Genomic DNA, 23974 nt, shown 5'->3' with positions numbered 1-23974 from the left:
ACTTCTCGTCCTTGCCGGGGAAAAGCCAGATTGTTGCTTAAATCAACTATGGATTTTATCAACTATACCGTAACAAGTTGCCGCTTTCAACGATGGCGCGCTGGGGGAAAACCCCGGGCGCGCCGCTTGCTTCATTCATTCGTAGGACAGGGTGTCGAACAGCGCTTGCAAGGCCGCCGGCGGCGTGCCGGCGCCCAGCGCCAGCATCAGCGCGATGCGCGCCTTGTATGGGTCCAGGCCGGCGGCCTGGATGAAATCGCCGGTGCCCGGATGTGCCACCCGGCCGGCGCCGGTACGGGTGGCGCGCACGATCGCCAGGCCGCGGCGTCCGGCCTCGCGCAACAGCGGCTCGATGCGGCCGCTGATGGAACCGTTGCCGTAGCCGGCCCAGACCAGCCCGCGCGCGCCGGCGCGCAGGACCGCATCGACCATCGAGGTGGAGATGCCGGGGTAGTCGAACAGGATGTCCACGGGCGCCAGCGGCGTGTCCGGCGGGAAACGTGGCGGCCGGCGGCGGGGCGGCGAGAGCCAGCCCACGTAGCCATCCTGGACGAAGCCGGCGGCGCCGGCTTCCCCGCTATCGAAGGCGTCCACGCGATGCGTGTGCGCCTTGCGCAGATGGCGGGCGTGGTGGACCCGGCCGTTCAGGACGGCAACGACGCCGTGCCGCGCCACCCACGGGCACGCCGCCACCTGCACGGCCTGCAGCAGGTTCATGGGACCGTCGGCGGAGATCGCGGTGGCGGGGCGCATGGCGCCGGTGATGACCAGCGGCTTGGCCAGGGCCAGGGTCAGGTGCAGGAACCAGGCCGTCTCCTCCAGGGTGTCGGTGCCGTGGGTCAGCACCACGCCATCGACGCCGGGGTCCGACTGTGCCTGCTCCAGTTCCCGCGCCAGCATTTGCCATAACTCGGGCAGCGCGTCCTTGCTGTCCAGCGAAGCCAGTTGCCGCGCATCCAGGCGGATGTCGTCCTGAAGGGGAAGGTCGGCCAGCAGCGCGGCGGCCGGAAGGGCGCCGGCGCGGTAGCCGCTGGTGTCCCGCGGCGATGGCGCGGCGCCGGCGATGGTGCCGCCGGTGGCCACGATGCGCACGGAGGCGGGTCGGCGCGTCATGCGGCCTCCGCGGAGTATGCTCGCGTGGGGACGCGCAGTCGCGCCCCCCTGCCAGGACTATCCGTATGCACGATGCGACACACCGCCTGCTGGCCGCGCTCAGGATGCGCCAGCTCGAACTCATCAGTACCCTGGCCGATGCCGGCAACATGCGGGCGGCGGGCCAGCGGCTGCATCTGAGCACGGCCGCGGTCAGCAAGGGGCTGCGCGAAGTGGAGGCGCTGTTCGGCACGGCCATCTTCCATCGCCTGCCGCGCGGCGTGGTCACGACCGCGGCCGGCGACCTGATCGTCCAGCGTGCGCGGGTGCTGCTGGGCGAGGTGGCCCAGCTGGCGGACGAACTGGCCGCGCATGGCATGCCGGCCGACCAGGGCATGCGGCTGGGCGCGCCGCCCTTCATCGCCTGGACGCTGGTACCCAGGCTGCTGCGTGACCTGGCGGCCCATGGGGGCCTGCCGCCCGTGCGCATCGTCGAGGGCCGGCTGGCCGACATGTGCCAGAAGCTGGAGGCCGGCGACCTCGACGTGCTGGTCACGATGAACACGCCGTCCGAGCTTGGCGGGCTGAGGCCGGACGGTTTCGTCATCGAGCAGATAGGAGTCGAGGAGTGGACCGTGGTGTGCGCGCCCAAGCATCCGCTGGCCGCGGACCGCCGGCGGCGCCACGCGTGGCGGTCGTTGCGCGACGAAGCGTGGATCCTGCCGCCCCGGCCGACCAATGCCCGCATGATGGTCGAGCAGGTCATGCTGCAGCACGGCCTGGCGCCCATCGTGCCTCGCATCGAATCCACCAATGCCATCACCAACCTGCAACTGGCCGAACAGGCGCTGGGCGTGACCCTGGCGGCGCGTTGCGTGATCGAGGATCGCCTGCGGCGCGGCACCCTGGTGGAGATCGGCATGGAAGACCTGCCCGCGCCGGTACCGATCGCGATGGTCTACCGCTTCAGCGGCGCTCATCGCGGGGGCGTGTCGGCGCTGCGCGAGGCGGCGCAGCGGCTGCGCAGCGCGGCCACGCCGCCCGAGGCCAGTCCCAGTTCGTCCACCAGGAAGTTCTCGGCCCGGAAGTTGCGCGCATAGACGGATTCCAGGATGTCGATGCAGGCCGACAGCAGCGGCGTGTCCACGCCCGCGGCCCGGGCCAGCGCTTCCTGGAACACCAGCCCGAAGGGGGCGTCCTCCAGCACGTAGCGGTGGTCCAGGCGGGCGGGGCCCGATGGACCCATGCCGCGCGCCTGGATGGCCGCGGCCATCTCGTGCAGCGGCCCGGCTTCGATATGGTAGGACCGGCTGTAATGCTCGGCCAGCGTGGGAAGGGCGAAGCCCAGCGCCGCGGCGGTGGCCAGGCGTTCCCGATCGAGCCCTTCGGCCAGGCGGCCGACCACCGGCGTGAAGCAGCCGAACAGTGGCCAGTCCTCGCCCCGGTCCATGCGGGTCAGGTTGGGGATGACCTCGGCGGCGTGGGCGATGGGGTTGATGTTGGCCAGCGTCGGCGCCAGCAGGTCGCCGGCGTCGACGAAGCGCTCGCCCAGCAAGGCGGCGCAAAGCGCCAGGATGCGGCCGCCATCTCCGGTCGAGGCCATGTCGATGCGATGGCGCAGCGGATTCGCGTGCAGCCGGCCGTCGGGCAGGAAGTGGGCGGTCGTGGGCGTCGTGGCCCAGCCCGCGGCATGCAGCTCGCAGCCGCGCCGCGCCGCGCGCTCGCGCAGCCAGAGCGGCGCTAGGCTGAGCGCGCCGCTGACGATGACGGTCTGGCCGTCGCGCCACAGCGGTGCCAGCCGTCCCAGCACGTCGGCATAGGCGTTGCCCGGCAGGCAGACGATGACGGTATCGAACCCGGCCAGCCGTTCAGGCGCGGCCAGCAGCTCGATCTCCACGTCGCCGTCCAGGGCGCCGGTGCAGGCGATGCGCGCCATGCCGCCGCGGCGTTCGAGCTGCGATGCGGTGGGAGACCACAGGAAGGGACGGTGTCCGTGACGAAGCAGATAGGCTGCGGTGGCGCAGCCGATGGGCCCGGCGCCGACGACTGCGACGTCGAGCGCGGGGTGGGAATGCGAGGCCATCCTAGTCCAGGGAGATGTGGCGTTCGCGGATGATGCGGGCCCACTTGGCGCTTTCCGCGGCCGCGGCGCGGCGAAGCTCGTCGGGCGAACTGTCGACGATCTCCACGCCCTGCCGGCGCAGCTTGTCGCGCAGGTCGCTGCCCGCCAGCACCTTGTGCACGGCCTGGTGCAGGCGGTCGATGACCGGGCGCGGCGTTCCCGCGGGCGCGAACAGCGCGAAGTTGGTCGTCGACTCGAAGCTGGGCACGCCCGATTCGCCCACGGTGGGAACCTCGGGCAGCAAGGGTGAGCGGGCGGTGCCCGTCACGGCGATGGCCTTCAGGCGGCCGGCGGAAGCGAAGGGCAGGGCGACGCCCAGGTCCAGGAAGGCCGCGTCGACTTCTCCGGCGGCCACCGCGTTGTTGGCCGGACCGCCGCCCTTGTAGGGGACATGCGTCATGGAAATGCCCGTCAGGCTCATGAACAGCTCGGCCGCCAGGTGGCTGGTCGAGCCGTTGCCGCCCGAGGCGACGTTCAGGCGGCCGGGCTGCTTGCGGGCCAGGGCCAGCAATTCCTTCACGCCGCCGGCCTCCAGCGTGGGGCGTACCGCCAGGATAAGCGGGCTCGAGGCCAGCAGCGAGATCGGGGCGAGGTCGCGTTCGTGCCGGTACGGCAGCGATTTGTACAGGTGCTCGGCGATGGCGTAGGTGCTGTTGGTGGCCAGGATCAGCGTGTAGCCGTCGGCCGGGGCGGCCGCCACCTGGGCGTGGCCGATCGTGCCGTTGGCGCCGGGCCGGTTGTCCACCACCACCTGCTGGCCGAGCTGCTGGCTCAGTTCCGTGGAAACCATGCGGGCCAGCAGATCGGTCGCGCCGCCGGGCGACCACCCGACCACCATCTTGACGGGACGGGAGGGATAAGCGCCGGATTGCGCGTGGGCGGCCGGGGCAAGGGCGATGGCCAGCGCGGCCCATAGGCTTATGGCGGGTAAGGTTTTCATCGAAGGGAGTCCGGGGTGAAGGGTACGATGAGTGTATTGAGCGCCTGTCCGCCTGACGAGCGACGTCTTTTCAAGCCTCGTCAACCTTCGGTTAACGCAGCGTGGCCACCGCCCGCTTTCCCGCCGGGCGCATTCCTTGCACGAGAACGAAATGACCGCACTGTCCGTACTGGATCTGTCACCCATCTGCGCCGGCGGCACCGCCGCCGACGCGTTCCGCAACACCCTCGACCTGGCCCAGCATGCCGAACGCTGGGGCTATCGCCGCTACTGGCTGGCCGAGCATCACAACATGCCCGGCATCGCCAGCGCCGCAACGGCCCTCGTGATTTCCCACGTGGCCGCCGGGACGCGGCACATGCGGGTGGGCGCGGGCGGCGTCATGCTGCCCAACCATGCGCCGCTGGTCATCGCCGAACAGTTCGGCACGCTGGCCTCGCTATACCCGGGCCGCATCGACCTCGGCCTGGGCCGCGCGCCCGGCTCGGACCAGGCCACCGCCCGCGCGCTGCGCCGGGGGCAGGGCGATACCGCCGACCGCTTTCCCCAGGACGTGGCCGAGCTGCAGCACTATTTCCGGGCGCCGAGCCCGGGGCAGGCGGTGCAGGCCGTGCCCGGCGGCGGTCTGGACGTGCCGCTGTGGCTGCTCGGATCCAGTCTTTTCAGCGCGCAGCTGGCGGCGCAGATGGGGCTGCCCTTCGCCTTCGCCTCGCACTTCGCGCCGGGCTACCTCACGGCGGCGCTGGACCTCTACCGCACGCGCTTCCAGCCTTCCGAGGCCTTGCGCCAACCCTATGTGATGCTGGGCATCAACGTGTTCGCCGCGGACACCCGGGGCGAGGCGCGCCGCCTGTTCACGTCGCTGCAACTGCAATTCGTCAACCTGATCCGGGGGACGCCCGGCAAGCTGAACGCCCCCGTGGACAACATCGAGGAGATCTGGAGCGGGGCCGAGAAGGCGCACATCGAGCGCTCGCTGTCCTGCGCGGTGGTGGGAACGTCGGAGGACGTCGAGGCCGGACTGGACGAGTTCGCGCGCCGGCATGGGGCCGACGAGCTGATGGTGACCGCGCAGGTCTACGACCACGCCGCGCGCCTGCGATCGTTCGAGATCACCGCCGCCGCGGGAGCTCGGCTGGGGTGGATGGAAAACGCGGCGTGAGGGGGGTCAATCGTCCCGCTCGGGCAGGCGCTCGGCCTTCAGCGGCAGCACCCTGCCCAGCCAGAACCCATGCACTAGGTGGTCGCGGCGCGGAAGTCCGGTGTCCGGATGCACCAGTACGTCCAGGCCGCGCCGGTTCAGCATGAGCCAGGGTACGAGCGAGGCGAAGACGGCGGGGTCGAACAGCAACTGGTACATGGCCTGGGTATGCGGGCCGACGGGTACGTCGTGCCAGCGGCCGGCGCGCAGGGGGAAGCGCGCGACGGCTTCCTCGCGCACGATCGCGGCGACGTCGCGGGTGGTGGCGGGGTCGTAGTAGACATGGGCATGGAATGCGCGAATGATGCCGGTGTCGTGGAAGTCTGCCTGCATGGCTTGGGGCCTGGATGGCGGTGCGGACCGCGGTGGTGAACGAAAGAGAGCAAGGCGCGGCGGTGCCGCGTCCTGTATGGATTCTATGTGACGGAGCGACAAGTGGATCTGGGATTGAAAGGAAAAGTGGCGGTGGTGACGGGCGCGACGGCCGGCATAGGCCTGGCGTCCGCGCTGAAATTCGTGGAAGAGGGCGCCCGGGTGGCGATCTGCGCCCGCAGCGCGGACAAGCTGGCGGCCACCGTGGAACTGTTGCGCGCCAAGGGCGGCGACGTCTTCGGGCTGGCCACGGACATCTCCAGGCCCGAGGAAATCGAGCGTTTCTTCACGGCCGTGGCGGATCATTTCGGCCGCATCGACATCCTGGTCAACAATGCCGGCACCTCGATGCGCGGCCCGTTCCTGAAGGTCAGCGACGCCGACTGGGATGCCGATCTCGAACTGAAGCTGTACGGGGCGATCCGCTGTTCGCGCCTGGCCGTCCAGCACATGAAGAAACAAGGGGGCGGCCGCATCGTCAACATCTCGACCATAGGCGGCAAGCAGCCCGCCGCCACGTCCATGCCGACCTCGGTCTCCCGCGCGGCCGGACTGGCCCTGACCAAGGCGCTGTCGCGCGAGTTCGCGGCCGACAACATCCTGGTGAACGCCGTCTGCATCGGCAAGATCAAGGCCGGACAGCACGAGCGCGCCGCCGCCTCCAAGGGCCGGGATGCCGACGACCTGTACCGCGAATTCGCTCAGGACATTCCTCTGGGACGGGTGGGCGAAGCCGAGGAAGCCGCCAACGTCATCGTCTTCCTTGCCTCCGGCGCGGCCAGCTATGTGACCGGCTCCAGCGTCAACCTGGACGGCGGAGCCTCCTCGGTCATGTGACGCGGCGCGGACCTTGGTCCGCGGCGGGACTTGCAATCGCCGGCCTGCGCCTATATAGTTAGTTCAACTAACTAACTTATTGGGCGCGGCGCCCATGCGTGCGCCCCCGCCAGGATCATGTTGGACCCCACCGGTAACGAATCGATCGACCTGGCCGCGCAATTGCGGCCGGCCATCCTGCGGCTGAACAGGCTCTTGCGGCGCGAGACCCAGACCTTCGGCGTATCGCCGCTCATGGTCATGCTGGTGTCGGCCATCGACAAGGAGCCGGGCATAGGCGTCAACGACCTGGCCAATCGCGAGAACATGCGCGCCGCCAGCATGAGCAACCACATCAAGCAGCTCGAGGCCGCCGGCTACATCCAGCGCGACCAGACCCTGCACGCGGACAAGCGCCGCGTGGGACTGGCCGTGACCCCGGAGGGACGCCGGCTGGTGGCCGAGGTGCGCAAGCGCCGCACCGACTGGCTGGCGGGCCGCATCGCCAAGCTCGATCCCGACGACCGCGCCGCGCTTGGCCGCGCGGCCAAAGCCCTGCAGCACCTTGGGGAGTGAAAGACATGGCCTTGTCCACCAACGATCACTCCCCGTTCATCGCCCGGATCACGCAGCGGCTCGGGCCCATGGTCGTGCCGCTCATCGTCGGCTGCGCGCTGTTCATGCAGATGCTGGACTCCACCGTCATCGCCACGGCCTTGCCCTCGATGGCGCATTCCTTCGGCGAGGATCCGGTCAGGCTCAACGTCGCGATCACCGCCTACCTGCTCAGCGCCGCCGTGTTCGTGCCCATCTGCGGCTGGGCCGCCGACCGGTTCGGCGCGCGCCAGGTGTTCGCCTCCGCCATCGTCCTGTTCACCCTCAGCTCCACGCTGTGCGGCCTGTCGCAGACCCTGGGCCAGATGGTGGCGGGCCGGATGCTGCAGGGGTTCGCCGGCGCGATGATGGTCCCGGTGGGACGCATCGTGCTGCTGCGCACCGTGTCCAAGTCGGAACTGGTGCGCGCCATGTCCTTCCTCAGCATGCCCGCCTTGCTGGGGCCCATCTTCGGGCCGGCCGTGGGAGGCTTCCTGGTCGAATACGGATCCTGGCGCTGGATCTTCTTCATGAACCTGCCCATCGGCGTCCTGGGCGTGATCCTGGCGCTGCGCTACATCCACGATACCGAGGCGGGCCAGCCGCAGCCGCTGGATATCATCGGCTTCCTGCTGACCGCCGTCTGCCTGGGCACGCTGGTGTTCTGCTTCGAGGCCGTGGGCCACGGCGTGCTGTCGACGCCCATGGTGCTGGCGATGCTGGCGCTGGGGGGCGTATGCGGATTGCTGTATGTCAGGCATGCGGGGCGGTCGCCGCATCCCATCCTGGACTTCCGCCTGCTGAAGATCCCGACCTTCTCCATCGCGCTGCTGGGCGGCAACCTTTGCCGGCTGGCGGTCGGCGCCGTGCCCTTCCTGCTGGCCATGCAGCTGCAGGTGGCGTTCGGCATGGGGCCCTTCGCCGCGGGGATGCTGACCTTCGCCGGCGCGCTGGGCGCGCTGATGATGAAGATGAGCGCCAGTCCCATCATCAAGCGCTTCGGATTCCGCCGTACCCTGGTGGTCAACGCCTTCCTGACCGGGGTGTCCATCATCGGCTGCGTGCTGTTCACCTCGGCCACCCCGCACGCCGTCATCATCATCGTGCTGCTGCTGGGCGGTTTCTTCCGGTCGCTACAGCTGACCGGCGTCAATTCGCTCGCCTATGCAGACATCGGCCCCGAGCAGATGGGCTGGGCCACCGGCATGGCCAGCGCGGTCCAGCAACTGGCTATCAGCCTGGGCGTGGCCGTGGCCGCCTTCGCCCTCAAGGTCAGCATGGCCGCGCGCGGCACCTCCACGCTCGATGCCTACGACGTGATCCCCGGCTTCCTGGTCATCGGCATCACGATGATGATGTCCGTGATTTTCTTCCGCCGTCTTTCCGCCAACGCCGGCTCCGCCGTCAGCGGAAGGCGGGAGCCCCCCCCTACGCGCTGACGCGCGCAAGGGAAACCCACCCCCTACCCGCTTGCGCGGGCCCCCTCAAGGGGGCGATGCGGGTGGACCGGCAAAGCCGGATCCACCGCATCCTGGGTCTAGTACCGCTGTCTTGGGTTGTGGCGCCGGTGCTTCGCTGGCTACCAGTGAAGCACCGGTGATTCAGTCCAAGACAGTTTCCCTAGACCCAGGAAACCGCGGATCTGGCTCCGCCAGTCCGCCGGTTTCGCCCCCTGGGGGGCGCCCGAAGGGCGTAGGGGGGGCTTCGCCTCTACACCATGTTTTTCGGGACGACCCAGGCGTCGAACTGCTCGTTCGTCACGTAGCCCAGGGCCAGCGCGGATTCGCGCAGGGACAGGTTTTCCTTGTGGGCCTTCTTGGCGATCTGGGCGGCCTTGTCGTAGCCGATGTGGGGATTGAGGGCGGTGACGAGCATCAGGGAGCGTTCCACCAGTTCGGCGATGCGGTCGCGGTTGGGTTCCAGGCCGGCCACGCAGTTCTTCTCGAAGCTTTCCATGCCGTCGGCCAGCAGGCGTACCGACTGCAGGAAGTTGTGGATCAGCATGGGCTTGAAGACATTCAGCTCGAAGTTGCCGCTGGCGCCGCCGATGTTGATGGCGACGTCGTTGCCCAGGACCTGGGCGCCGAGCATGGTCAGGGCCTCGGACTGCGTCGGGTTGACCTTGCCGGGCATGATGGAGCTGCCGGGCTCGTTCTCGGGGATGCTGATCTCGCCCAGCCCGGAGCGCGGGCCGCTGGCGAGCCAGCGCACGTCGTTGGCCAGCTTGATCAGGCCGGCCGCCAGGGTCTTGAGGGCCCCGTGCGAGAACAGCAGGCCCTCGTGCGAGGCCAGCGCCTGGAACTTGTTGGGCGCCGACTCGAACGGCAGGCCGGTTTCGCGGGCCAGTTCGGCGGCCACCTTCGCGCCGAATTCCGGATGGGTGTTCAGGCCGGTGCCGACCGCGGTGCCGCCTATGGCCAGCTGCAGCAGGCTGCGCTGGGCATGGCGGATCTGTTCTTCGGCCAGGAGGAGCTGGGCCTCGTGGCCCGACAGTTCCTGCCCCAGGGTCAGGGGCGTGGCATCCTGCAGGTGGGTACGGCCGATCTTGACGATGTCCGCATAGGCCCGAGCCTTGTCCCCCAGCGTCTTGCGCAGCCGCGCCAGGGCGGGCAGCAGGCGGGCGTGGATCTGCAACGCCGCCGCCACGTGCATGGCCGTGGGAAACACGTCGTTGGAGGATTGGCCGCGGTTGACGTGATCGTTGGGATGGACCAGGCGCGCCTCGCCCCGTTCGCCGCCCAGCAGTTCCGAGGCCCGGTTGGCCAGTACCTCGTTGACGTTCATGTTGGTCTGCGTGCCCGAGCCGGTCTGCCAGACGCTAAGCGGGAATTCGTCCGGCCAGCGGCCGGCGATGATTTCGTCGGCCGCCGCCTCGATGGCGTGGGCCGCACGGCCGTCGAGCAGGCCCAGTTCGGCGTTGACGCGGGCGGCGGCGCGCTTGACCTGGGCCAGGGCCGTGATCAGCGGCGCGGGCATCTTCTCGTGCGAGATCGCGAAGAACTGCAGCGATCGCTGGGTCTGGGCGCCCCATAAATGCTGGGCGGGAACGTCGATCGGACCGAAGGTGTCCTTTTCAACTCGGGTTTGCATGTTCATCTCCTTGCCTGCCCGGCCCGGCCTGCGGGCCTGGATGATTCCAGGTTAGCAGAAGCCTTGCGCGCATCGGCTTGTGTCCCTGCAAGCGACTGTGGTAAAGGATGAGCGATGCCAGAACCAGGGAGCTTTTCGTGTTCGAACGAGCCGAGCGGGACCCGTCCATGGACGAGCGGGAGTACGAGCGGCGCGAGCTCGTGCTCAGGACGGAACTGCTCCAACAGCAGTACGAGCTCCTGAAGCAACGCGACCGTGCGGTGCTGATCGTGGTGGCGGGGATCGATGGCGCGGGCAAGGGGTCGGCGATCAACCTGCTCAACGAGTGGATGGACCCGCGCCACATCCGTACCCTGGCCTTCGGCGATCCGAGCGTGGACGAGGCACAGCGGCCGGCCATGTGGCGCTACTGGAACGCGCTGCCCGCGCTGGGACAGACCGGCATCGTCTTCGGTTCCTGGTATGCGCCGCTTTTCAAGGAGGCGGCGCGCAAGAAGCCCGACATGGACCGCATCGGGGCGATGGCCGCCGAGATCCTGCGCTTCGAGGCCATGCTGGCCAGCGAGCGGGTGCGGATGCTCAAGCTCTGGTATCACCTGTCGCGCGGCGCGCAGATCGCCCGCATCGATGCGCAACTGGCCGACCCCGCCACGGCCTGGCGAGTGTCCGAGGCCGACCTGAAGGTCCGCAAAAAATTCGACCGGCTGCGCACGGCTGGCGAGATCGTGCTGGGCGCCACCGACGCGGCCTATACGCCCTGGCGGGTGGTGCCGAGCGCCGATGCCCGGCTGCGCGCCGTCGAGACCGCTGCGGCGGTATTGCAGGCGATGCGCGAGCCGTTGCCGCGCGCGCCGCGCCGGCCGCCGCTGCAGGCCGCGCGCCATGGTGACCGGTCCAGGGCGATGCTGGAGCCCGCGCCGGGCGGCAGCAAGCTGGACGAGGTCGATTACGAAAGGCAACTGGCCCGCTGGCAGGCGCGCCTGTCGGAGCAGGTCCGCGCCAAGCGCTTTCGCAAGCGCTCGCTGGTACTGGTGTTCGAGGGCGTGGATGCCGCGGGCAAGGGCGGCGCGATCCGGCGCGTCTCGCACGCGCTGGACGTGCGTGACTTCGATATCGTCCCCATCTCCGCGCCCAGCGACGACGAGCTGGCCCATCCGTATCTGTGGCGGTTCTGGCGCCACCTGCCGCTGCATGGCCGGGTGTGCATCTTCGATCGCTCCTGGTATGGCCGGGTGCTGGTCGAGCGGGTCGAGTCCCTGATCCCGCCCGCCACGTGGCGGCGCGCCTATGACGAGATCAACGATTTCGAGGACCAGTTGCGCCGCGGCGGCGCGGTGGTGCTGAAGTTCTGGCTGTCGGTCTCGCGCCAGGAGCAACTGCGCCGCTTCAAGGAGCGCCGCGATTCCCCCTTCAAGAACTTCAAGCTCACGCCGGACGATTGGCGCAACCGGCGCAAGTGGGACGACTACATGTCGGCCGCGCGCGACATGATCGCGCGCACGGACACCGCGCACGCGCCCTGGATCGTGATCGCCGACGACGACAAGCGCACCGCCCGGGTCAAGGTCCTGGAACACATCGTGAAGGCCATGGATGAAGCATAGCCCGCGCCAACCTTCCACGGCGTGGGTGTTGGCCGTCACGCTGGCGATCCAGTCCCTGGCCTCGGCGGCGACCATCGCGCCGGCGGTGGTCGGCCCGGTGGCCACGCGCGAACTCGGCCTGCCCTCGAGCGCCATCGGTTTCTACATGGCCCTGGTCTACCTGGGCGCCATGTTCACCAGCGTGGTCGGCGGCACCCTGGTCAACCGCCTGGGCGCGGTGCGATGCAGCCAGGCGGCCCTGCTGCTGTGCGGCCTGGGCATGGGCCTGCTGTGCAGCGGCGGACCCGCGGCCGCCGCCCTCGGGGCCCTGGTCATCGGCGCCGGGTATGGGCCCATCACGCCATCGAGTTCCTACCTCTTGATGCGCAGCACGCCCGCCCACCGCATGTCGCTGGTGTTCTCGATCAAGCAGACCGGCGTGCCGCTGGGCGGCGTGCTGGCCGCGCTCGTCAGTCCGCAGATCGAGCACGTGCTGGGCTGGCGGTGGGCGCTGGGGGTATGCGCCGCGGCCTGCCTGCTGTGCATGCTGGTCGCGCAGAGCGTGCGGCGCAGCCTGGACGCGCCGGGCGAGGCCGCCGCACCGTGGCGCTGGCAAGACCTGGCGCGGCCGGTCGGACTGGTCTGGCGCACGCCCGCGCTGCGCCTCATGGCCGTGTGTTCGCTGCTGTTCTCCTTCATCCAGCTGGCGATCACCGCCTATCTGGTGACCTACCTGAACCTGTCGCTGGGATGGACCCTGATCGCGGCGGGCGTCATCCTGTCCTTGTCCCAGGTGGCCGGCGTGGCCGGACGGATCCTGTGGGGCATCGTGGCCGATCGCTGGGCCCCGCCACGCAAGGTCCTGGGCGGACTGGCCCTGACGATGGCGGGAAGCTGCGTCGCCACCGCCTGCCTCCAGGCGTCCACGCCATGGATCCTGGTGGCCGCCGTCGCCGTCGTGTTCGGCGCTTCAGCGATAGGCTGGAACGGTGTGTTCCTGGCCGAGGTCGCTCGGCGCTCGCCGGCGGGCCAGGCCGGCGCGGCCACGGGCGGGACGCTGCTGTTCACCTATTTCGGGGTGCTCGTGGGCCAACCCCTGTTCAGCTACGTGGCATCGCTGGCGGGCGAGGCCGGCCAGCCCGGCTATGCCTGGGCATACGGGCTGCTGGTGATTCCCGCGCTGTTCTGCGCCAGCTGGCTGTTACGCGCGCGGGGCTAGCGGACCTGGGCGATGACGTGGGCCACGGCCGCGGTCAGCTTCTTCACGTAGGGAATGTGCAGGAACTCGTTGGGTCCGTGGGCGTTGGACCGGGGGCCCAGCACGCCGGTGATCAGGAACTGGGCCTCGGGGAATTTCGCGCCCAGCATGCCCATGAAGGGTATGGTGCCGCCTTCGCCTATCCACGCCGTGCCCTGCCCGAAGGCCGACTGCGAGGCCGCGTCCAGGGCGCGTGCGAGCCAGGGCGCGGTCGGCGGCGCGTTCCAGCCGCCGGCGCCACCCTCGCTTTCGAACCGGACCCGGGCCTGGTAGGGAGGGTCCTGCTCCAGCGCGGCCTTCATCGCCCGCGTCGCGCGGTCGGCGTCCACCGTGGGCGGCAGGCGCATGCTGAGCTTGAGCGAGGTCTTGGGGCGCAACACGTTGCCCGCGGCGTCGATGGACGGCAGGCCGGCCGCGCCGGTGACGGACAGCGCCGGCCGCCAGGTGCGGTTCAGGATGCCCTCGACCGGGTCGGTGGTGGTGGGCAGGGCATGGGCGTGGCCGTCGGCGCCGTGCGAGCATCCTACCCAGGGAAACTGCTTCCACACCTGGTCGCCCAGGATGGCGCCGGCGGTACGGGCCTGGGCCAGGCGTTCCCCGGGGATGGCGGCATGCAGTTCAGGCAGCAGCACGCGGCCGGTGGCCGGGTCGTCGATCCGGTTGAGCAGCTGGCGCGCGATCCGGAACGACGAGGGCACCAGGCCGCTGGCCATGCCCGAATGGACGCCCTCGTCCAGGATCTCGACCGTCAGCACGCCGCCGGTCAGTCCGCGCAACGAGGTCGTCACCCACAGTTGCTCGTAGTTGCCGCAACCCGAGTCCAGGCCCACCACCAGCGTCGGCGGACCGATGCGCGGGGCGAGCAGGTCCAGGTAGGCGGGCAGGTCATAGCTGCCGCTTTCCTCGCAGGTCTCGATCAGCCCCACGCAGCGGGGGCGGGGTATGTCCTGGGCGTCCATCGCGGCCAGCGTGGCCAGGGCGGCATAGACGGCGTAGCCGTCGTCCGCGCTGCCGCGACCGTACAGCTTGCCGTCCTCGATCTTCGGCGTCCACGGACCCAGGTCCTGGCGCCAGCCGGTCATCTCGGGCTGCTTGTCCAGGTGGCCGTAGAACAGCACGGTGCGGTCGCCCCCCAGGCCCTGGGTGGCCGGCGCCTCGAAATACAGGCAGGGCGTGCGGCCCGGGATGGCGACGATCTCGACCTGCAGCCCCGTGACCGGCTGAGCGCGCGCCCACTTCGCCGCCGCGTCCACCACCGCGGCCAGGTGACCGTGCTCGGCCCAATTGGGATCGAACATGGGCGACTTGGCGGGCACGCGCACGTAGTCGGCCAAGAGGGGGATCAGTTCATCGTCATAGCGGCGCGCCAGCACCGCGGCGAGGTCGGACAGGTCCATGAGGGGCTCCCGGGTCAGCCTCCAGTGTAGAACTTGTAGCCGGAGAAGGCAGCCTGCGGATCGCTTGCAAGATTTACATGTAATTCTTACCTGAGGCGGGACAGGGCACCGTGCAAATCTTATAAGAGACCCCCCGATTACCCAGTGCAACAGGCTTTTCAAAGGGCAAGCGCGGCATGGTACGGAATGTGCTCGTCATCCGGCACGACGTCCAACGCGTCGAACAGAGCCCGCCGTCAGCGGGACGCGTCTTTACGGGAAAGCCAAGGAGAAGAACCATGTTGCGCTGGGCTACTATCTTTTTCGTGATCCCCTTGCTGGTTGCCGTCGTGGGACTCGGCGATTTCGCGGCCGGTGCCGCCAATATCGCCTTCGTCCTGTTCCTGGTTTCGCTGGGAGCGTTCCTGGCCACCTTCTTCGTCCGGTCCCCCGAGGAGACGGAAGAGGGCTATGAGGGCGAATGGTCCCGCTGACCGCGGAGGGCAAAAAAACCGATGAACATGCAGCGCCTTTTTCGCGGTTGAACATGGTTGCACGACGCGTTTCGCAGGCGGCCGGGCCGTCCGGTCCTTCCTATCGCATTTTGGCGGAGCACGCCCCGGGCGTGCTCTGGTCCGCTTCCACGACGGGGGAGTGGGTGTATGTGAATCCCGCCTGGACCCGCCTGACGGGGCAATCCGCCGAGGCGGCCCTGGGCTGGGGCTGGCTGGCATGCGTGCCGGCCGACCAGCGCGAGCGGGTCCGGGCCGCCGTCGCCAAGGGAGCCGCCGATGCGGCTCCTTTCGACGTGGCGCACCGGGTGGCCACCGCCGACGGCGGCAGGTGGACGCGCATACCCTGGCCCACCCCAGCCTGGAGGCCAACCGGCAATTCGTGGGGTTCAGCGGCACCTGCCTGCCCGCGCGCGAGTCCGCCGCGGCGCGCCCGCCTGATGGCAACCAGGCCGACGAGGGCCGGCTGCTGGACCTGCTGCCTCATGCCCTCGTCGCCTACGACGCATCCTTGCGCTATCTGTACGCCAACCGGGCGGCCGGCGAGTTGTTCGGCATCGAGCCGGTGGCGTTTGTCGGCAAGACCGCGCGCGAGCTCGGCGTGGCGCCCTACATCGCGTCGGCCTACGAGCAGGCGGTGGCGGACGCGCTGGCCACGGGAAAGGCCCAGACCTTCGACTATCGCATAGACACCGGATCCTCCACCCGCCACTTCCGCGTCCGCGTCGTGGCCGACGGCGCCGGCGGGCGCGCCTTGGCGGCGACCGTGGATGTCAGCGCGTGGGTGCGCGCCCAGGTGGAGCTCGACACGCTGCTGCTGCGCGAACAGGCGGCGCGGACGCAGGCGGAAACGGCGATCGGGGTACGCGACCAGTTCCTGTCCATGGTTTCCCACGAACTGCGGTCCCCGCTCAACGGCATCCAGAGTTGGGCCCACGTGCTCGAGAGCCGCGTCGACGCCGGCGTGCCGACGGTGGCGCGAGCGCTGGCGGGCATCAGGACCGGCGTGCAGCAGCAGGTCAGGCTGATCGACGAATTGCTCGACGCCACCCACGCGATGACGGGCCGCCTCCAGCTTTCGATGAGGCTGGAAGCGCTGGCGCCCATCGTCGAACGCGCGGTCGCGCAGGCCGCTCCGAAGGCCGCCGAACGCAATGTGAACCTGCGCGCCGAGCTGCCGCCCGGCGAGGTCCGGGTCTGGGGCAGCGCCGAGCGCATCGAGCAGATGGTGGGGCACCTGCTGGACAACGCCATCAAGTTCAGCCTGCCCGACGGCCAGGTCTCGGTACGGGTCGAGGCGACGCAGACCGAGGCCAGGATCGCCGTCGGGGACACCGGCAAGGGCATCGCGGCCGACGTCATGCCTTATCTGTTCGATCCGTTCCGCCAGCTCGATGCCTTCCGTGCCCGCCGTCCCGACGGGCTGGGCCTGGGGTTGACGCTGGTGCGGCATCTGGCCGAGCTGCAGGGCGGCAGGGTAGCCGCCCAGAGCGGAGGCGAAGGCCAGGGCGCGCTCTTCTCCATCTACCTGCCGCTGGCCGGCGAAGGCCAGGCGCCCGGGCCGGCCGCGGGGACCGGCACGCGAGCGGCCTCACCCGCGACCCTGAACGACGTGCGTATCCTCCTGGTCGAGGGGCATGCCGAGGCGCGCGGCGAACTGGCCGACTCCTTGAAGCAGGCGGGAGGAGAGGTCGTCGCGTGCGAATCCGGCGGGTCGGCCCTGGAGTACCTGCGCAGGGCGGACTCGGACGGCCTGCCCCATGTCATCGTCAGCGACATGACCCTGCCGGGCATGGACGGCAGCGATACGCTGGCCCGGATCCGCGAACTCGAGCGCGGCGCGCCCGATCGCTTTCCCACCCCGACTCCCGCCGTCGCCCTGACCTCGGCCAGCCGGTGCGAGGACCGTATCGGCGCGCTGGCGGCGGGCTTCCAGGTCTACCTGGCCAAGCCGGTGGAGTTTCCGCAACTGGTCGGATTGATAAACAACCTGGCGCGAACCGCTTTCCTGGAGCGGCGCTAGCGGGAAGGCGGCCGGCAGGCCGCCCTCCGTCCACGGCTACGCGTGTGCGCGCATCCGGTCGCGCAGTTCCTTCACCTGGTCGTGATTGCGCACGACGCCCTCGTATTGCACCTGTACCAGGGCCAGGAGCTGGGGCGGGAGTTCCTCGCGCAGGGCAGCCTGGTAGCGGCTCTTGGCCACGTCCTCGCCGCGTTCGCATTCCTCCAGGATGGCGAGGTCCGTACGCCCCGCCACCGCCGATTTCAGCCCCAGCCAGCCGCGGTGCAGCGCGCCGGCCGCGGTACCGCCTTCCTCGGGCTGGTCGCCCAGCGCCGCGACCTGCTCCTGCAACTGGGCCGCGGCTGTCGAGCAGTCGCCCGCGCGCCGGGAAAAAAGTGTCTTCAACTCGGGATCGTGGGCGTCCTGGGCAGCTTGCCGAAAGCCGTACTCGCCGTCCTTGCAGGTCTCGATCAAGTCGTTCAGTACTGTCGTCACATCTCGGGCCATCTTCGTCTCCTGGGTAGTCCGAATGAACCGGGCCACACCGGGCCCGGTCCGGGACTCCAGCAGGAAACGGACCCGCCGGAGGATCGGTCATTTCTTGGGATGGCTGGGCTTGAGCTTCCAGTCCTTGTCGTCCTTGCCGGTACGGACTTCCTTTTCGGCATGCGCGGCGGCCCCGGGCGAGATCGGATCGCTGGCCGGGAAAGTGTCCTCCAGCGAGTCGTCCAGCAGTTCCTGGTAGGTCGGCAGCCCCTCGTCGGACTGCTTGGCCTTGTCCTTCGAGTCCTTCTCCGAACGGTTCTTGGGTTCAGTCTTCATGCGATGCTCCCGCAAATTGTCGCGTGGTCGAGTCGGCAAGACTCATGCCCGGGGTCAAGCCTCCGAGCCGCCGCCCGCCGACGGTTGCGGCGCCGCGGCCTGCCGTCCGTCGCCGTCCAGGCGGCGGACGAAACTGGCCTGCGGATTTGCAAACTGTATTCCCAACTGCTTGAAACGGCGATAGAGACGCTGGTTGAAGCCGCGCTGCACCGCGGCCTTGCCGCGATCCAGCGTGCGGATCTGTCCGGCCAGGGTGACCGAGGCGCCGTCCACCTGGTCCACGCCCCACAGGTCCAGGTCGGCCAGCATCAGCGGACCCAGGTCGGGGTCGTTGCGCATTTCCTCGCCCACGTTGCGGATCGCGGCGATGACCTCGTCCAGGTCCGAGTCGGCGCTGACGCTGACCCGCACGGAGGCGTTGCCGATGCCGCGGTTGCTGTTCGAGACCGTGCCCACGGCGCTGAAGGGGACCACGTGCAGGGCGCCGTCGCCCGCGCGCAGCCGCACCGTGCGTATGGACAGGTACTCGACCGTGCCCGATACCCCCGCCAGCGTCACCGAATCGCCCACCTGCATCGCGTTCTCCATCAGCAGGAAGATGCCGGTGATGAAATCCTGCACCAGCTTTTGCGAGCCGAAGCCGATGGCCACGCCGATGATGCTGGCGCCGGCCAGCAGGGGCGCGATGTTGATGCCCAGTTCGTTGAGCGCGGTGAACAGCACGATCAGCGCGATTACGATGAACAGCGTCGTGCGCAGGATGGGGACCAGCGTGCGCAGCCGCGTGGCGCGGGCGAGATCGCCGGCCCGGGTCCAGCGCTCCATTCGGCGGTTGATCGACAGATTGGCGGCTTCCCAGGCGACCAGCGCGAGGACGCAGGCCACCGCGATGGTCGCGGTGGCCGAGACCAGCCTGCGGCCCACCGTGCCGGCCTCGAACCAGTCCAGCGCGTGCACGCCCCAGACCTCCAGCAGCGCGATCGCGGTGGCGACGAAGACCAGGATCATCACGACACGCTGCGCCAGCGTCTGGTAGGGCCGCCGGCCCGGCTGGCCGCCGCCCGCCGCGGGGGCGTCGCTGTAGAAGGCGCGGTCCAGCGCCCCCAGCAGGATCATGCTGAGGACGGTAGCCGCCAGCATGACCAGCGCCGTGCGCCAGACATAGTGCAGCAACTGCGACAGCCCGCTGGCCGTGCCCAGCGCCCATACCACCCAGAGTCCGGCGATGACCGCGATGGCGGTGGGCGCCCAGACATTGGCCAGCACCGCCCGCAGCCCCTCGTGTTCCTGTCCGCGTATCCAGCGCGACACCTGGCGCCGCCGCTGGACCACCATGACGATCAGCATCGCGTGCACGGCCAGGCCCACCAGCTTGGACAGCGCGTTGCGCGCATCGTCGCCGGCCCCCAGCAGGTAGGCGATCTCGGTCGCGGCCACGCCGAAGGCGCCGACCGCCACCACGCGCCGCAGCCAGGTGTCCAGATAGCGCGCCGATTCGTCGCCCAGCCGGGACAGGCGCAGGCAGGCACCCGACGGCGAGGTCAGCAGGCGCAGCGCGGTCATCGTCAGCCGCATGGCGAGGTAGGCGCCGATCAGCGGCAGGATGAACGGATAGAAGCCGGCGGCCGGCGCGCCGAACAGCCTCATCAGTATCGTCGCCACCACCAGGAAGCCGGCCAGCGGCACCAGGGCCAGGATGGCATGCGCCAGCGCGGCGGGCAGCCGGCGCACGATGCGCAGGTGCTGGTCGGGCTCGGCGGGCGTTTCCGTGTCGGGGTCGGGCGCGGAGGGCGGAACGGTATCCGGGATGTACCGGCGTTCCGCGTAGGCCAGCAGCATCGCGCGCGGCCGGCGCAGCAGTCGCCCGATACCCGCTTCCACGCCCAGGGCCACGGCCAGGATCAACAGAATCGTGCCCAGGCCCTGGAAGGTCGCCGTGCGGGCCTCCGGCGTGCCGAGGTAGTACTGCCACCAGGCGCCCGCCGACCGCAGCGACCACAGCGTCGCTCCCGTCAGCCGCAGTTCGCCCAGCGCCGAGTCCACCCACTTGCCCGCCTGCGTGAAGGCCTGGGCGATGAGCCCGTCCTTCTCCAGGGCGACCGGCGCTTCCGGCGCGGCGGGCGCGGCCGCCGGCGGGGCGGCCTGCTGCTCCGTCGCCTCGGCGATGACGCTCAGCGTCTGCTCCAGTTCCGCCCGCCGGGCGTCGTCGCGCAGCAGGTCCAGGACCTGGCGCGCCTGGGCCGGCGTCACGGCCGCGGGGTCGGGAGCGGCGGCGTCGGCCGGCCGCGACATCCAGAGGGCCAGGCACAGCAGGGCGAGGGCGGTCCAGGGGCGTGGGCGTCGTGTCTGCATGGGGGCGGTCTGAAGAGGGGATAGGGCGATTCTACCCAGCCGCGCGGGCGGCTTGGCGGGGGCGGCCGCGGAAGTCGATGCCGGCCGGAAAGGGAGCGGCAGGCCTTGATTCGCACAAGTCGAAAAAAGTCGTTATAATCTTGCTTCTTTGCAGGGCTGTTAGCTCAGTTGGTAGAGCAGCGGACTCTTAATCCGTAGGTCGAGTGTTCGAGCCACTCACAGCCCACCAAGAATTCAGCAAGGAAAGACGCCTTAGGCGCCCGGCGGCCTAGGGCGTTTTTCTTTTGTGCGTTTTTTGTCGAAAGAACCGTCATGGCCGTGGCCATGAAGGGCTTTCATTCGCAGCCACGTGTGGTGAAGATGAACAAGCCTTTCATTTCGCTATGTCCAGAGATCACTCGGGCAGACGCGCTGACTCTGATGGACTGGTTGGAAGATGAGCGCGTCATCCGCTATCTGAGCGATTCGCGCCATGTCTCCCGCTTCATCGAACAGGTCATCGGCCGGGTCCAGTTGCCCATCCTGACCCATCTGTTCAACCAGGGCGGCCGATTCTTCATGGCCTACGACCGGCACGATGTGCCGGTGGGCTTCGTGCGCCTCGTCAAGACGGGGCCGGACTGCGAGATAGTCCTGGTCATCGGGGATCGCGACAACTGGGGTCGCAAGCTCGGCGCCAGCGCCATCCTCGAAGGCATGAAGCTCGCCTTCTTCGACATGCGGGCCGAGAAACTCATCGCCAAGATCCACCCGGACAACGCGCGTTCGCTGAAAGCCTTCCTGCGCTGCGGCTTCCTGCCTGAAAGCGAAACGCCGACGCTGAAGTCGTTTTCCATGACTGTCGAGCACTATCTCCGGCTCTTGCGCGAAAACGCCGTGGGCGATTCCACCGATATCCATATCACCGAAATCGACAAGGCCCGGCTCAGCAGCCTGATCGCGCTCGAGCAGGGGCCGGCCGTGGTCGATCTCGAGCACGAGATCGAGCGAGCCATCGTCGTCGATCCGCGGCAAGTGGCGCGGAGCGTCGTCACGATGAATTCCCGCGCCTTGCTGCATCTGGACGACGAGGAAGTGGAGGTGGCCCTGGTCTACCCCGAGGACGCGGACGGCAGTGCCGGGAAGCTGTCGGTGTGCTCCGACGTCGGCGCGGCGATCCTGGGCTACCAGGAGGGAGATGCCATCGATTGGCGGATTTCGGACCGCACCCGCCGTATCTGCATCGAGAAAGTGCTTTACCAGCCGGAAGCCGCCGGGGATTTCCACCTGTAGGTTCGTGCTGTGCTCACAGCCGCCGATCGGCCTAGCCGATGGACGGCTGGTGCCGCCGATGCATGACCAGCCACTTGCCCACCGCGATGACGGACAGCGCGGCGACGATCTGCACCGCGAGTTCGACCATGGGGCCGGGTTCGCCCACGTGTTCGAGCACGAAGGTGTCGCTGATCAGCATGCCGCCGGCGATCCAGCCCAGCATGCCCGCGCCCAGCGTGACGATCACGGGGAAGCGGTCTATCAGCTTGAGCACCAGCGTGCTGCCCCAGACGATCACGGGTACGCTGACGCACAGGCCGAAGATCACGTAGTACAGCTGGTGCCCGAGGTGGGCGCTTTCGGCCGCGCCGGCGATGGCGATGACGTTGTCCAGGCTCATGGCGAAGTCGGCGATGATGATGGTCCGGATGGCGCCGAAGACGGACGTGCCGCCATCGATGTCGCCATGCGCGTCCTTCTCCTGGGCCAGCAGCTTGATGCCTATCCAGATGAGAAGCGCACAGCCCACGATCTTCAGGAAGGGCATGCTGAGCAGCGCCAGCGCGAAGGCGATCAGCAGGACGCGCAGCAGGATGGCGCCGGCGGTGCCCCACAGGATGCCCTTTATCCGTTGTCCGTGAGGCAGGTTGCGGCAGGCCAGGGCGATGACGATGGCGTTGTCGCCTCCCAGCAGGATGTCGATCAGGATGATCTGGAAGACGGCGCCCCAATGAAGCGTCTCGATGAGTTCGAGCATGACCCTGGCCCCCTTTGAAAGAACGTGGACGACGCATCGAGGCGACCGGGATGTCCGTTCGCGCGGGATGGATTGCCAGCCATTCTAGGCAGGAAGCGCGGGAAACGTTCTAATAATAGTACTATTGGAATGGTCACTCTTGCCGGGGGCGGGCGGCAGGGGCCGGCTTGTGCCGCCCGCACCCGGAAGCGGGGTCAATCTCCCCGGCAGGCGTTCTTCTGCGGCACCAGCGTGGCGGTCAGCAGGTAGTCCGACTGCACGTCGACCACGCAGGCCTTCCTGCCGGGACCTCCTCCCATGGCCACGTGCTGGTCCGCTTCGAAGACGAACAGCGATGCGTTCGCGAGCTGCGCCACCACGTCCTTGGAGCTCTGGAACGGGGTGGCGGGGTCGCCGGTCGTGCCCCACACCATGATGGGGGGCGAGCCCTGCGCCCGGTAGTTGGTGGGCACGGGATCGGGCGCCACGGGCAGGTGGGCGCAGGGCCGGTTGATGTTGGCCTGTACCGCGCCGGTCAGCGGCGCCGCGGCGGCGGCTTGCGCCACGATGTCCTCGAACGCCGCGCCCTGCGGCAGGGGCTGGTCCATGCACGTCGTCCAGACCGCCGGGCCGAGCGATTCGCTGTTCGCCAGTCCGGAGGCTTGCGCCCGCATGGGATCCCAGTCCGCCGGCGTCTGCGCCGCGGCGCCGATGGCGACGGCCAGGGACGGATAGGCCACCGGTTCGTAGATGCTCAGCACGGAGACCAGCGTCAGCCAGCCGGTGGAAAGCGGGATGGGCGTGCCCTTGTAATCCATCCGCGCCGGCGCGGCATGCGCCCGGGCCAGCATTTCCCTGAACTGCCCTTCGGCCTGGTCGCGCATCGGACATTGCCCGGCGTTGCCGGCGCACCAGGAGAAGAATCGCTCCAGCCCCCGGTTCCAGGAGACTGCCTGGTTCACCAGTATCGTGGTCCCGGACTGGGCGGGATTGACGACGCCGTCGATGATCATCGCGCGGATGTGCGAAGGATAGAGGTCGGCGTAGACGATCCCGACCTCGGTACCGTAGGACACGCCCAGGTAGGTCAGCCTGGCGTCGCCCAGGGCGCGGCGCAGCACTTCGACGTCGCGGACCACGTTCATCGTGCCCATCAGGGGGAAAACGGGGTCGTCGCGGCAGGTGCGGGCGTAGGCGGCCGCGGCGGCGTCGAGCGCCTTGGCGCCGACGGCGGTGGTGTCGCCCAGGTCGTGGGCGAAGTACGTCGCCAGCGCGCCGCCGCAGCGCAAGGCGGGCGCGTCCGGCGGCGAGCCGGTGGGACGGGTGTGGCCGACGCCGCGCGGATCGAAGCCGACGATGTCGAAGCGTTGCCGCACTTGCGCCGACAGCTTGCCGGCGAAGTCCGGGACGGCGCCGACGCCGGAGCCGCCCGGTCCGCCGGGTTCGATGACGAGCGAGCCTATCCTGTTCCGTGCGTCGTCGGCCGGCCGGCGGCGCAGGGCCAGGTCCAGGGTCTTGCCCTTGGGGTCCGCGTAGTCGAGCGGGACCCGGACCACGGCGCAGTCGTAGCGTTCGCCGTCGACCCGGGACGGCACGGTGCCGTCCGGAAAGACCGTTTCGCAAGCCCGCCAGTCGGGTGCGGCGACGGCCACGGTGGTGGCGGCCAGGTTCTTGCTCGCGGCCGTATCGCCCTCGTCCGAACCGCCACCGCAACCGGCCAAAAGAAGGGCGGCGACCGCCGCCGCCCGGGGGTGGCCATGCCGGCCCCGGTGCCTCGTTCTTGTCCTTGCCATTGTCCCTGCCCCCATGCCTGGAACGCCCGACGCCCCTGCGGCGATCCCATCTTGCCAGT

General features: G+C 69.2%; 20 protein-coding genes, 1 tRNA gene and 2 pseudogenes. 12 read left to right on the top strand and 11 right to left on the bottom strand.

The window, feature by feature from the left end; translation table 11 throughout:
• Nucleotides 1-135: 135 nt before the first annotated feature.
• Nucleotides 136-1113, bottom strand: coding sequence for an asparaginase (locus CDO46_RS06700; RefSeq protein WP_087837780.1), 978 nt, complete (start codon nucleotides 1111-1113; stop codon nucleotides 136-138).
• Between CDO46_RS06700 and CDO46_RS28590 the strand changes: the two are divergent.
• Nucleotides 1047-2048, top strand: a pseudogene (locus CDO46_RS28590) (LysR family transcriptional regulator); the annotation flags it as partial. The gene CDO46_RS06700 and the pseudogene CDO46_RS28590 overlap by 67 nt on opposite strands.
• 20 nt (nucleotides 2049-2068) lie before the next feature.
• On the opposite strand, the gene CDO46_RS06685 reads toward CDO46_RS28590, so the two are convergent.
• Complete coding sequence (locus tag CDO46_RS06685) at nucleotides 2069-3175, bottom strand: NAD/NADP octopine/nopaline dehydrogenase family protein (protein ID WP_087837779.1); 1107 nt, start codon at nucleotides 3173-3175, stop codon at nucleotides 2069-2071.
• 1 nt (nucleotide 3176) lies between these two features.
• On the bottom strand, nucleotides 3177-4154 hold the full coding sequence (locus tag CDO46_RS06680; protein ID WP_165963176.1) for a tripartite tricarboxylate transporter substrate binding protein: 978 nt from the start codon (nucleotides 4152-4154) through the stop codon (nucleotides 3177-3179).
• Nucleotides 4155-4305: 151 nt separating this feature from the next.
• On the opposite strand from CDO46_RS06680, the gene CDO46_RS06675 reads away from it, so the two are divergent.
• Nucleotides 4306-5316: an LLM class flavin-dependent oxidoreductase gene (locus CDO46_RS06675; RefSeq protein ID WP_087837778.1), complete on the top strand. Its 1011-nt coding sequence runs from the start codon at nucleotides 4306-4308 to the stop codon at nucleotides 5314-5316.
• Between the two features lie 6 nt (nucleotides 5317-5322).
• Here the strand turns inward: CDO46_RS06675 and CDO46_RS06670 are convergent, their stop codons facing one another.
• Nucleotides 5323-5688 (bottom strand): DOPA 4,5-dioxygenase family protein, encoded by a 366-nt coding sequence (locus CDO46_RS06670; RefSeq protein ID WP_087837777.1) that lies wholly within the window; start codon nucleotides 5686-5688, stop codon nucleotides 5323-5325.
• A gap of 87 nt (nucleotides 5689-5775) precedes the next feature.
• Here CDO46_RS06670 and CDO46_RS06665 point away from each other — a divergent pair, with 87 nt between their 5' ends.
• The 3 genes from CDO46_RS06665 to CDO46_RS06655 all read left to right on the top strand — a co-directional run bounded on the left by CDO46_RS06665 (nucleotide 5776) and on the right by CDO46_RS06655 (nucleotide 8576).
• The gene (locus tag CDO46_RS06665) at nucleotides 5776-6564 is read left to right on the top strand and encodes an SDR family NAD(P)-dependent oxidoreductase (protein WP_243724534.1); all 789 of its coding nucleotides are present in this window, start codon (nucleotides 5776-5778) and stop codon (nucleotides 6562-6564) included.
• 117 nt (nucleotides 6565-6681) lie between these two features.
• Nucleotides 6682-7119 (top strand): MarR family winged helix-turn-helix transcriptional regulator, encoded by a 438-nt coding sequence (locus CDO46_RS06660; RefSeq protein WP_087837775.1) that lies wholly within the window; start codon nucleotides 6682-6684, stop codon nucleotides 7117-7119.
• 68 nt (nucleotides 7120-7187) lie between these two features.
• Complete coding sequence (locus tag CDO46_RS06655; RefSeq protein ID WP_243724541.1) at nucleotides 7188-8576, top strand: DHA2 family efflux MFS transporter permease subunit; 1389 nt, start codon at nucleotides 7188-7190, stop codon at nucleotides 8574-8576.
• Between the two features lie 271 nt (nucleotides 8577-8847).
• Here CDO46_RS06655 and fumC read toward each other — a convergent pair whose 3' ends face one another.
• Nucleotides 8848-10227 carry a class II fumarate hydratase gene (gene fumC, locus CDO46_RS06650; RefSeq protein WP_087837971.1) on the bottom strand — a complete coding sequence of 460 codons (1380 nt, stop codon included), beginning with the start codon at nucleotides 10225-10227 and terminating at the stop codon, nucleotides 8848-8850.
• Between the two features lie 137 nt (nucleotides 10228-10364).
• Here fumC and pap point away from each other — a divergent pair, with 137 nt between their 5' ends.
• Nucleotides 10365-11831, top strand: coding sequence for a polyphosphate:AMP phosphotransferase (pap, locus tag CDO46_RS06645; RefSeq protein ID WP_087837773.1), 1467 nt, complete (start codon nucleotides 10365-10367; stop codon nucleotides 11829-11831).
• Entirely contained in the window at nucleotides 11821-13029 is a 1209-nt protein-coding gene (locus tag CDO46_RS06640) for an MFS transporter (protein WP_087837772.1), read from the top strand. Before pap ends, CDO46_RS06640 begins: the two co-directional genes overlap by 11 nt.
• On the opposite strand, the gene CDO46_RS06635 is transcribed toward CDO46_RS06640, so the two are convergent.
• Nucleotides 13026-14465 (bottom strand): M20 family metallopeptidase, encoded by a 1440-nt coding sequence (locus CDO46_RS06635; protein WP_087837771.1) that lies wholly within the window; start codon nucleotides 14463-14465, stop codon nucleotides 13026-13028. The genes CDO46_RS06640 and CDO46_RS06635 overlap by 4 nt on opposite strands.
• A gap of 278 nt (nucleotides 14466-14743) precedes the next feature.
• Here CDO46_RS06635 and CDO46_RS06630 point away from each other — a divergent pair, with 278 nt between their 5' ends.
• The 3 genes and pseudogenes from CDO46_RS06630 (at nucleotide 14744) to CDO46_RS06620 (ending at nucleotide 16979) form a co-directional block, all read left to right on the top strand.
• Nucleotides 14744-14938: a DUF1328 domain-containing protein gene (locus tag CDO46_RS06630; protein WP_087837770.1), complete on the top strand. Its 195-nt coding sequence runs from the start codon at nucleotides 14744-14746 to the stop codon at nucleotides 14936-14938.
• Nucleotides 14926-15273, top strand: a pseudogene (locus tag CDO46_RS28805) (PAS domain-containing protein); the annotation flags it as partial. The gene CDO46_RS06630 and the pseudogene CDO46_RS28805, both read left to right, overlap by 13 nt.
• Before the next feature lie 14 nt (nucleotides 15274-15287).
• Nucleotides 15288-16979, top strand: a complete 1692-nt coding sequence (locus CDO46_RS06620; RefSeq protein WP_087837769.1) for an ATP-binding protein — start codon at nucleotides 15288-15290, stop codon at nucleotides 16977-16979.
• A 36-nt stretch (nucleotides 16980-17015) separates the two neighbouring features.
• On the opposite strand, the gene CDO46_RS06615 is transcribed toward CDO46_RS06620, so the two are convergent.
• From CDO46_RS06615 to CDO46_RS06605, 3 genes are all read right to left on the bottom strand, one after another.
• A complete protein-coding gene (locus tag CDO46_RS06615; protein WP_087837768.1) occupies nucleotides 17016-17465 on the bottom strand; it encodes a PA2169 family four-helix-bundle protein in 450 nt (149 codons plus the stop codon).
• 87 nt (nucleotides 17466-17552) lie between these two features.
• On the bottom strand, nucleotides 17553-17780 hold the full coding sequence (locus CDO46_RS06610; RefSeq protein WP_087837767.1) for a hypothetical protein: 228 nt from the start codon (nucleotides 17778-17780) through the stop codon (nucleotides 17553-17555).
• Nucleotides 17781-17834: 54 nt separating this feature from the next.
• On the bottom strand, nucleotides 17835-20132 hold the full coding sequence (locus CDO46_RS06605) for a mechanosensitive ion channel domain-containing protein (protein ID WP_140416836.1): 2298 nt from the start codon (nucleotides 20130-20132) through the stop codon (nucleotides 17835-17837).
• Between the two features lie 153 nt (nucleotides 20133-20285).
• Between CDO46_RS06605 and CDO46_RS06600 the strand changes: the two genes are divergently transcribed.
• Nucleotides 20286-20361, top strand: a tRNA-Lys gene (locus tag CDO46_RS06600).
• An 83-nt stretch (nucleotides 20362-20444) separates the two neighbouring features.
• Nucleotides 20445-21404, top strand: a complete 960-nt coding sequence (locus tag CDO46_RS06595; RefSeq protein WP_087837765.1) for a bifunctional GNAT family N-acetyltransferase/nucleoside diphosphate kinase regulator — start codon at nucleotides 20445-20447, stop codon at nucleotides 21402-21404.
• 31 nt (nucleotides 21405-21435) lie between these two features.
• Here CDO46_RS06595 and CDO46_RS06590 read toward each other — a convergent pair whose 3' ends face one another.
• Both CDO46_RS06590 and CDO46_RS06585 read right to left on the bottom strand, forming a co-directional pair.
• A complete protein-coding gene (locus CDO46_RS06590) occupies nucleotides 21436-22143 on the bottom strand; it encodes a TerC family protein (RefSeq protein WP_087837764.1) in 708 nt (235 codons plus the stop codon).
• 194 nt (nucleotides 22144-22337) lie between these two features.
• Nucleotides 22338-23843 carry an alpha/beta fold hydrolase gene (locus tag CDO46_RS06585; RefSeq protein ID WP_176400670.1) on the bottom strand — a complete coding sequence of 502 codons (1506 nt, stop codon included), beginning with the start codon at nucleotides 23841-23843 and terminating at the stop codon, nucleotides 22338-22340.
• Nucleotides 23844-23974 lie beyond the last annotated feature (131 nt).

Source organism: Pigmentiphaga sp. NML030171, assembly GCF_002188635.1.
Lineage (GTDB): Bacteria > Pseudomonadota > Gammaproteobacteria > Burkholderiales > Burkholderiaceae_B > Pigmentiphaga > Pigmentiphaga daeguensis.
The sequence above is the reverse complement of the archived record's forward strand: the minus strand, read 5'-3'. Positions and strand labels throughout refer to the sequence as shown.

Bases quoted from the DNA above. Each gene is read 5' to 3' on its own strand.
- CDO46_RS06605 (WP_140416836.1), bottom strand. From the start codon at position 20,132: ATGCAGACACGACGCCCACGCCCCTGGACCGCCCTCGCCCTGCTGTGC.
- CDO46_RS06685 (WP_087837779.1), bottom strand. From the start codon at position 3,175: ATGGCCTCGCATTCCCACCCCGCGCTCGACGTCGCAGTCGTCGGCGCC.
- CDO46_RS06640 (WP_087837772.1), top strand. From the start codon at position 11,821: ATGAAGCATAGCCCGCGCCAACCTTCCACGGCGTGGGTGTTGGCCGTC.
- CDO46_RS06630 (WP_087837770.1), top strand. From the start codon at position 14,744: ATGTTGCGCTGGGCTACTATCTTTTTCGTGATCCCCTTGCTGGTTGCC.
- CDO46_RS06590 (WP_087837764.1), bottom strand. From the start codon at position 22,143: ATGCTCGAACTCATCGAGACGCTTCATTGGGGCGCCGTCTTCCAGATC.
- CDO46_RS06680 (WP_165963176.1), bottom strand. From the start codon at position 4,154: ATGAAAACCTTACCCGCCATAAGCCTATGGGCCGCGCTGGCCATCGCC.
- CDO46_RS06700 (WP_087837780.1), bottom strand. From the start codon at position 1,113: ATGACGCGCCGACCCGCCTCCGTGCGCATCGTGGCCACCGGCGGCACC.
- CDO46_RS06675 (WP_087837778.1), top strand. From the start codon at position 4,306: ATGACCGCACTGTCCGTACTGGATCTGTCACCCATCTGCGCCGGCGGC.
- CDO46_RS06635 (WP_087837771.1), bottom strand. From the start codon at position 14,465: ATGGACCTGTCCGACCTCGCCGCGGTGCTGGCGCGCCGCTATGACGAT.
- CDO46_RS06615 (WP_087837768.1), bottom strand. From the start codon at position 17,465: ATGGCCCGAGATGTGACGACAGTACTGAACGACTTGATCGAGACCTGC.
- fumC (WP_087837971.1), bottom strand. From the start codon at position 10,227: ATGCAAACCCGAGTTGAAAAGGACACCTTCGGTCCGATCGACGTTCCC.
- CDO46_RS06660 (WP_087837775.1), top strand. From the start codon at position 6,682: ATGTTGGACCCCACCGGTAACGAATCGATCGACCTGGCCGCGCAATTG.
- CDO46_RS06670 (WP_087837777.1), bottom strand. From the start codon at position 5,688: ATGCAGGCAGACTTCCACGACACCGGCATCATTCGCGCATTCCATGCC.
- CDO46_RS06595 (WP_087837765.1), top strand. From the start codon at position 20,445: ATGGCCGTGGCCATGAAGGGCTTTCATTCGCAGCCACGTGTGGTGAAG.
- CDO46_RS06610 (WP_087837767.1), bottom strand. From the start codon at position 17,780: ATGAAGACTGAACCCAAGAACCGTTCGGAGAAGGACTCGAAGGACAAG.
- CDO46_RS06655 (WP_243724541.1), top strand. From the start codon at position 7,188: ATGGTCGTGCCGCTCATCGTCGGCTGCGCGCTGTTCATGCAGATGCTG.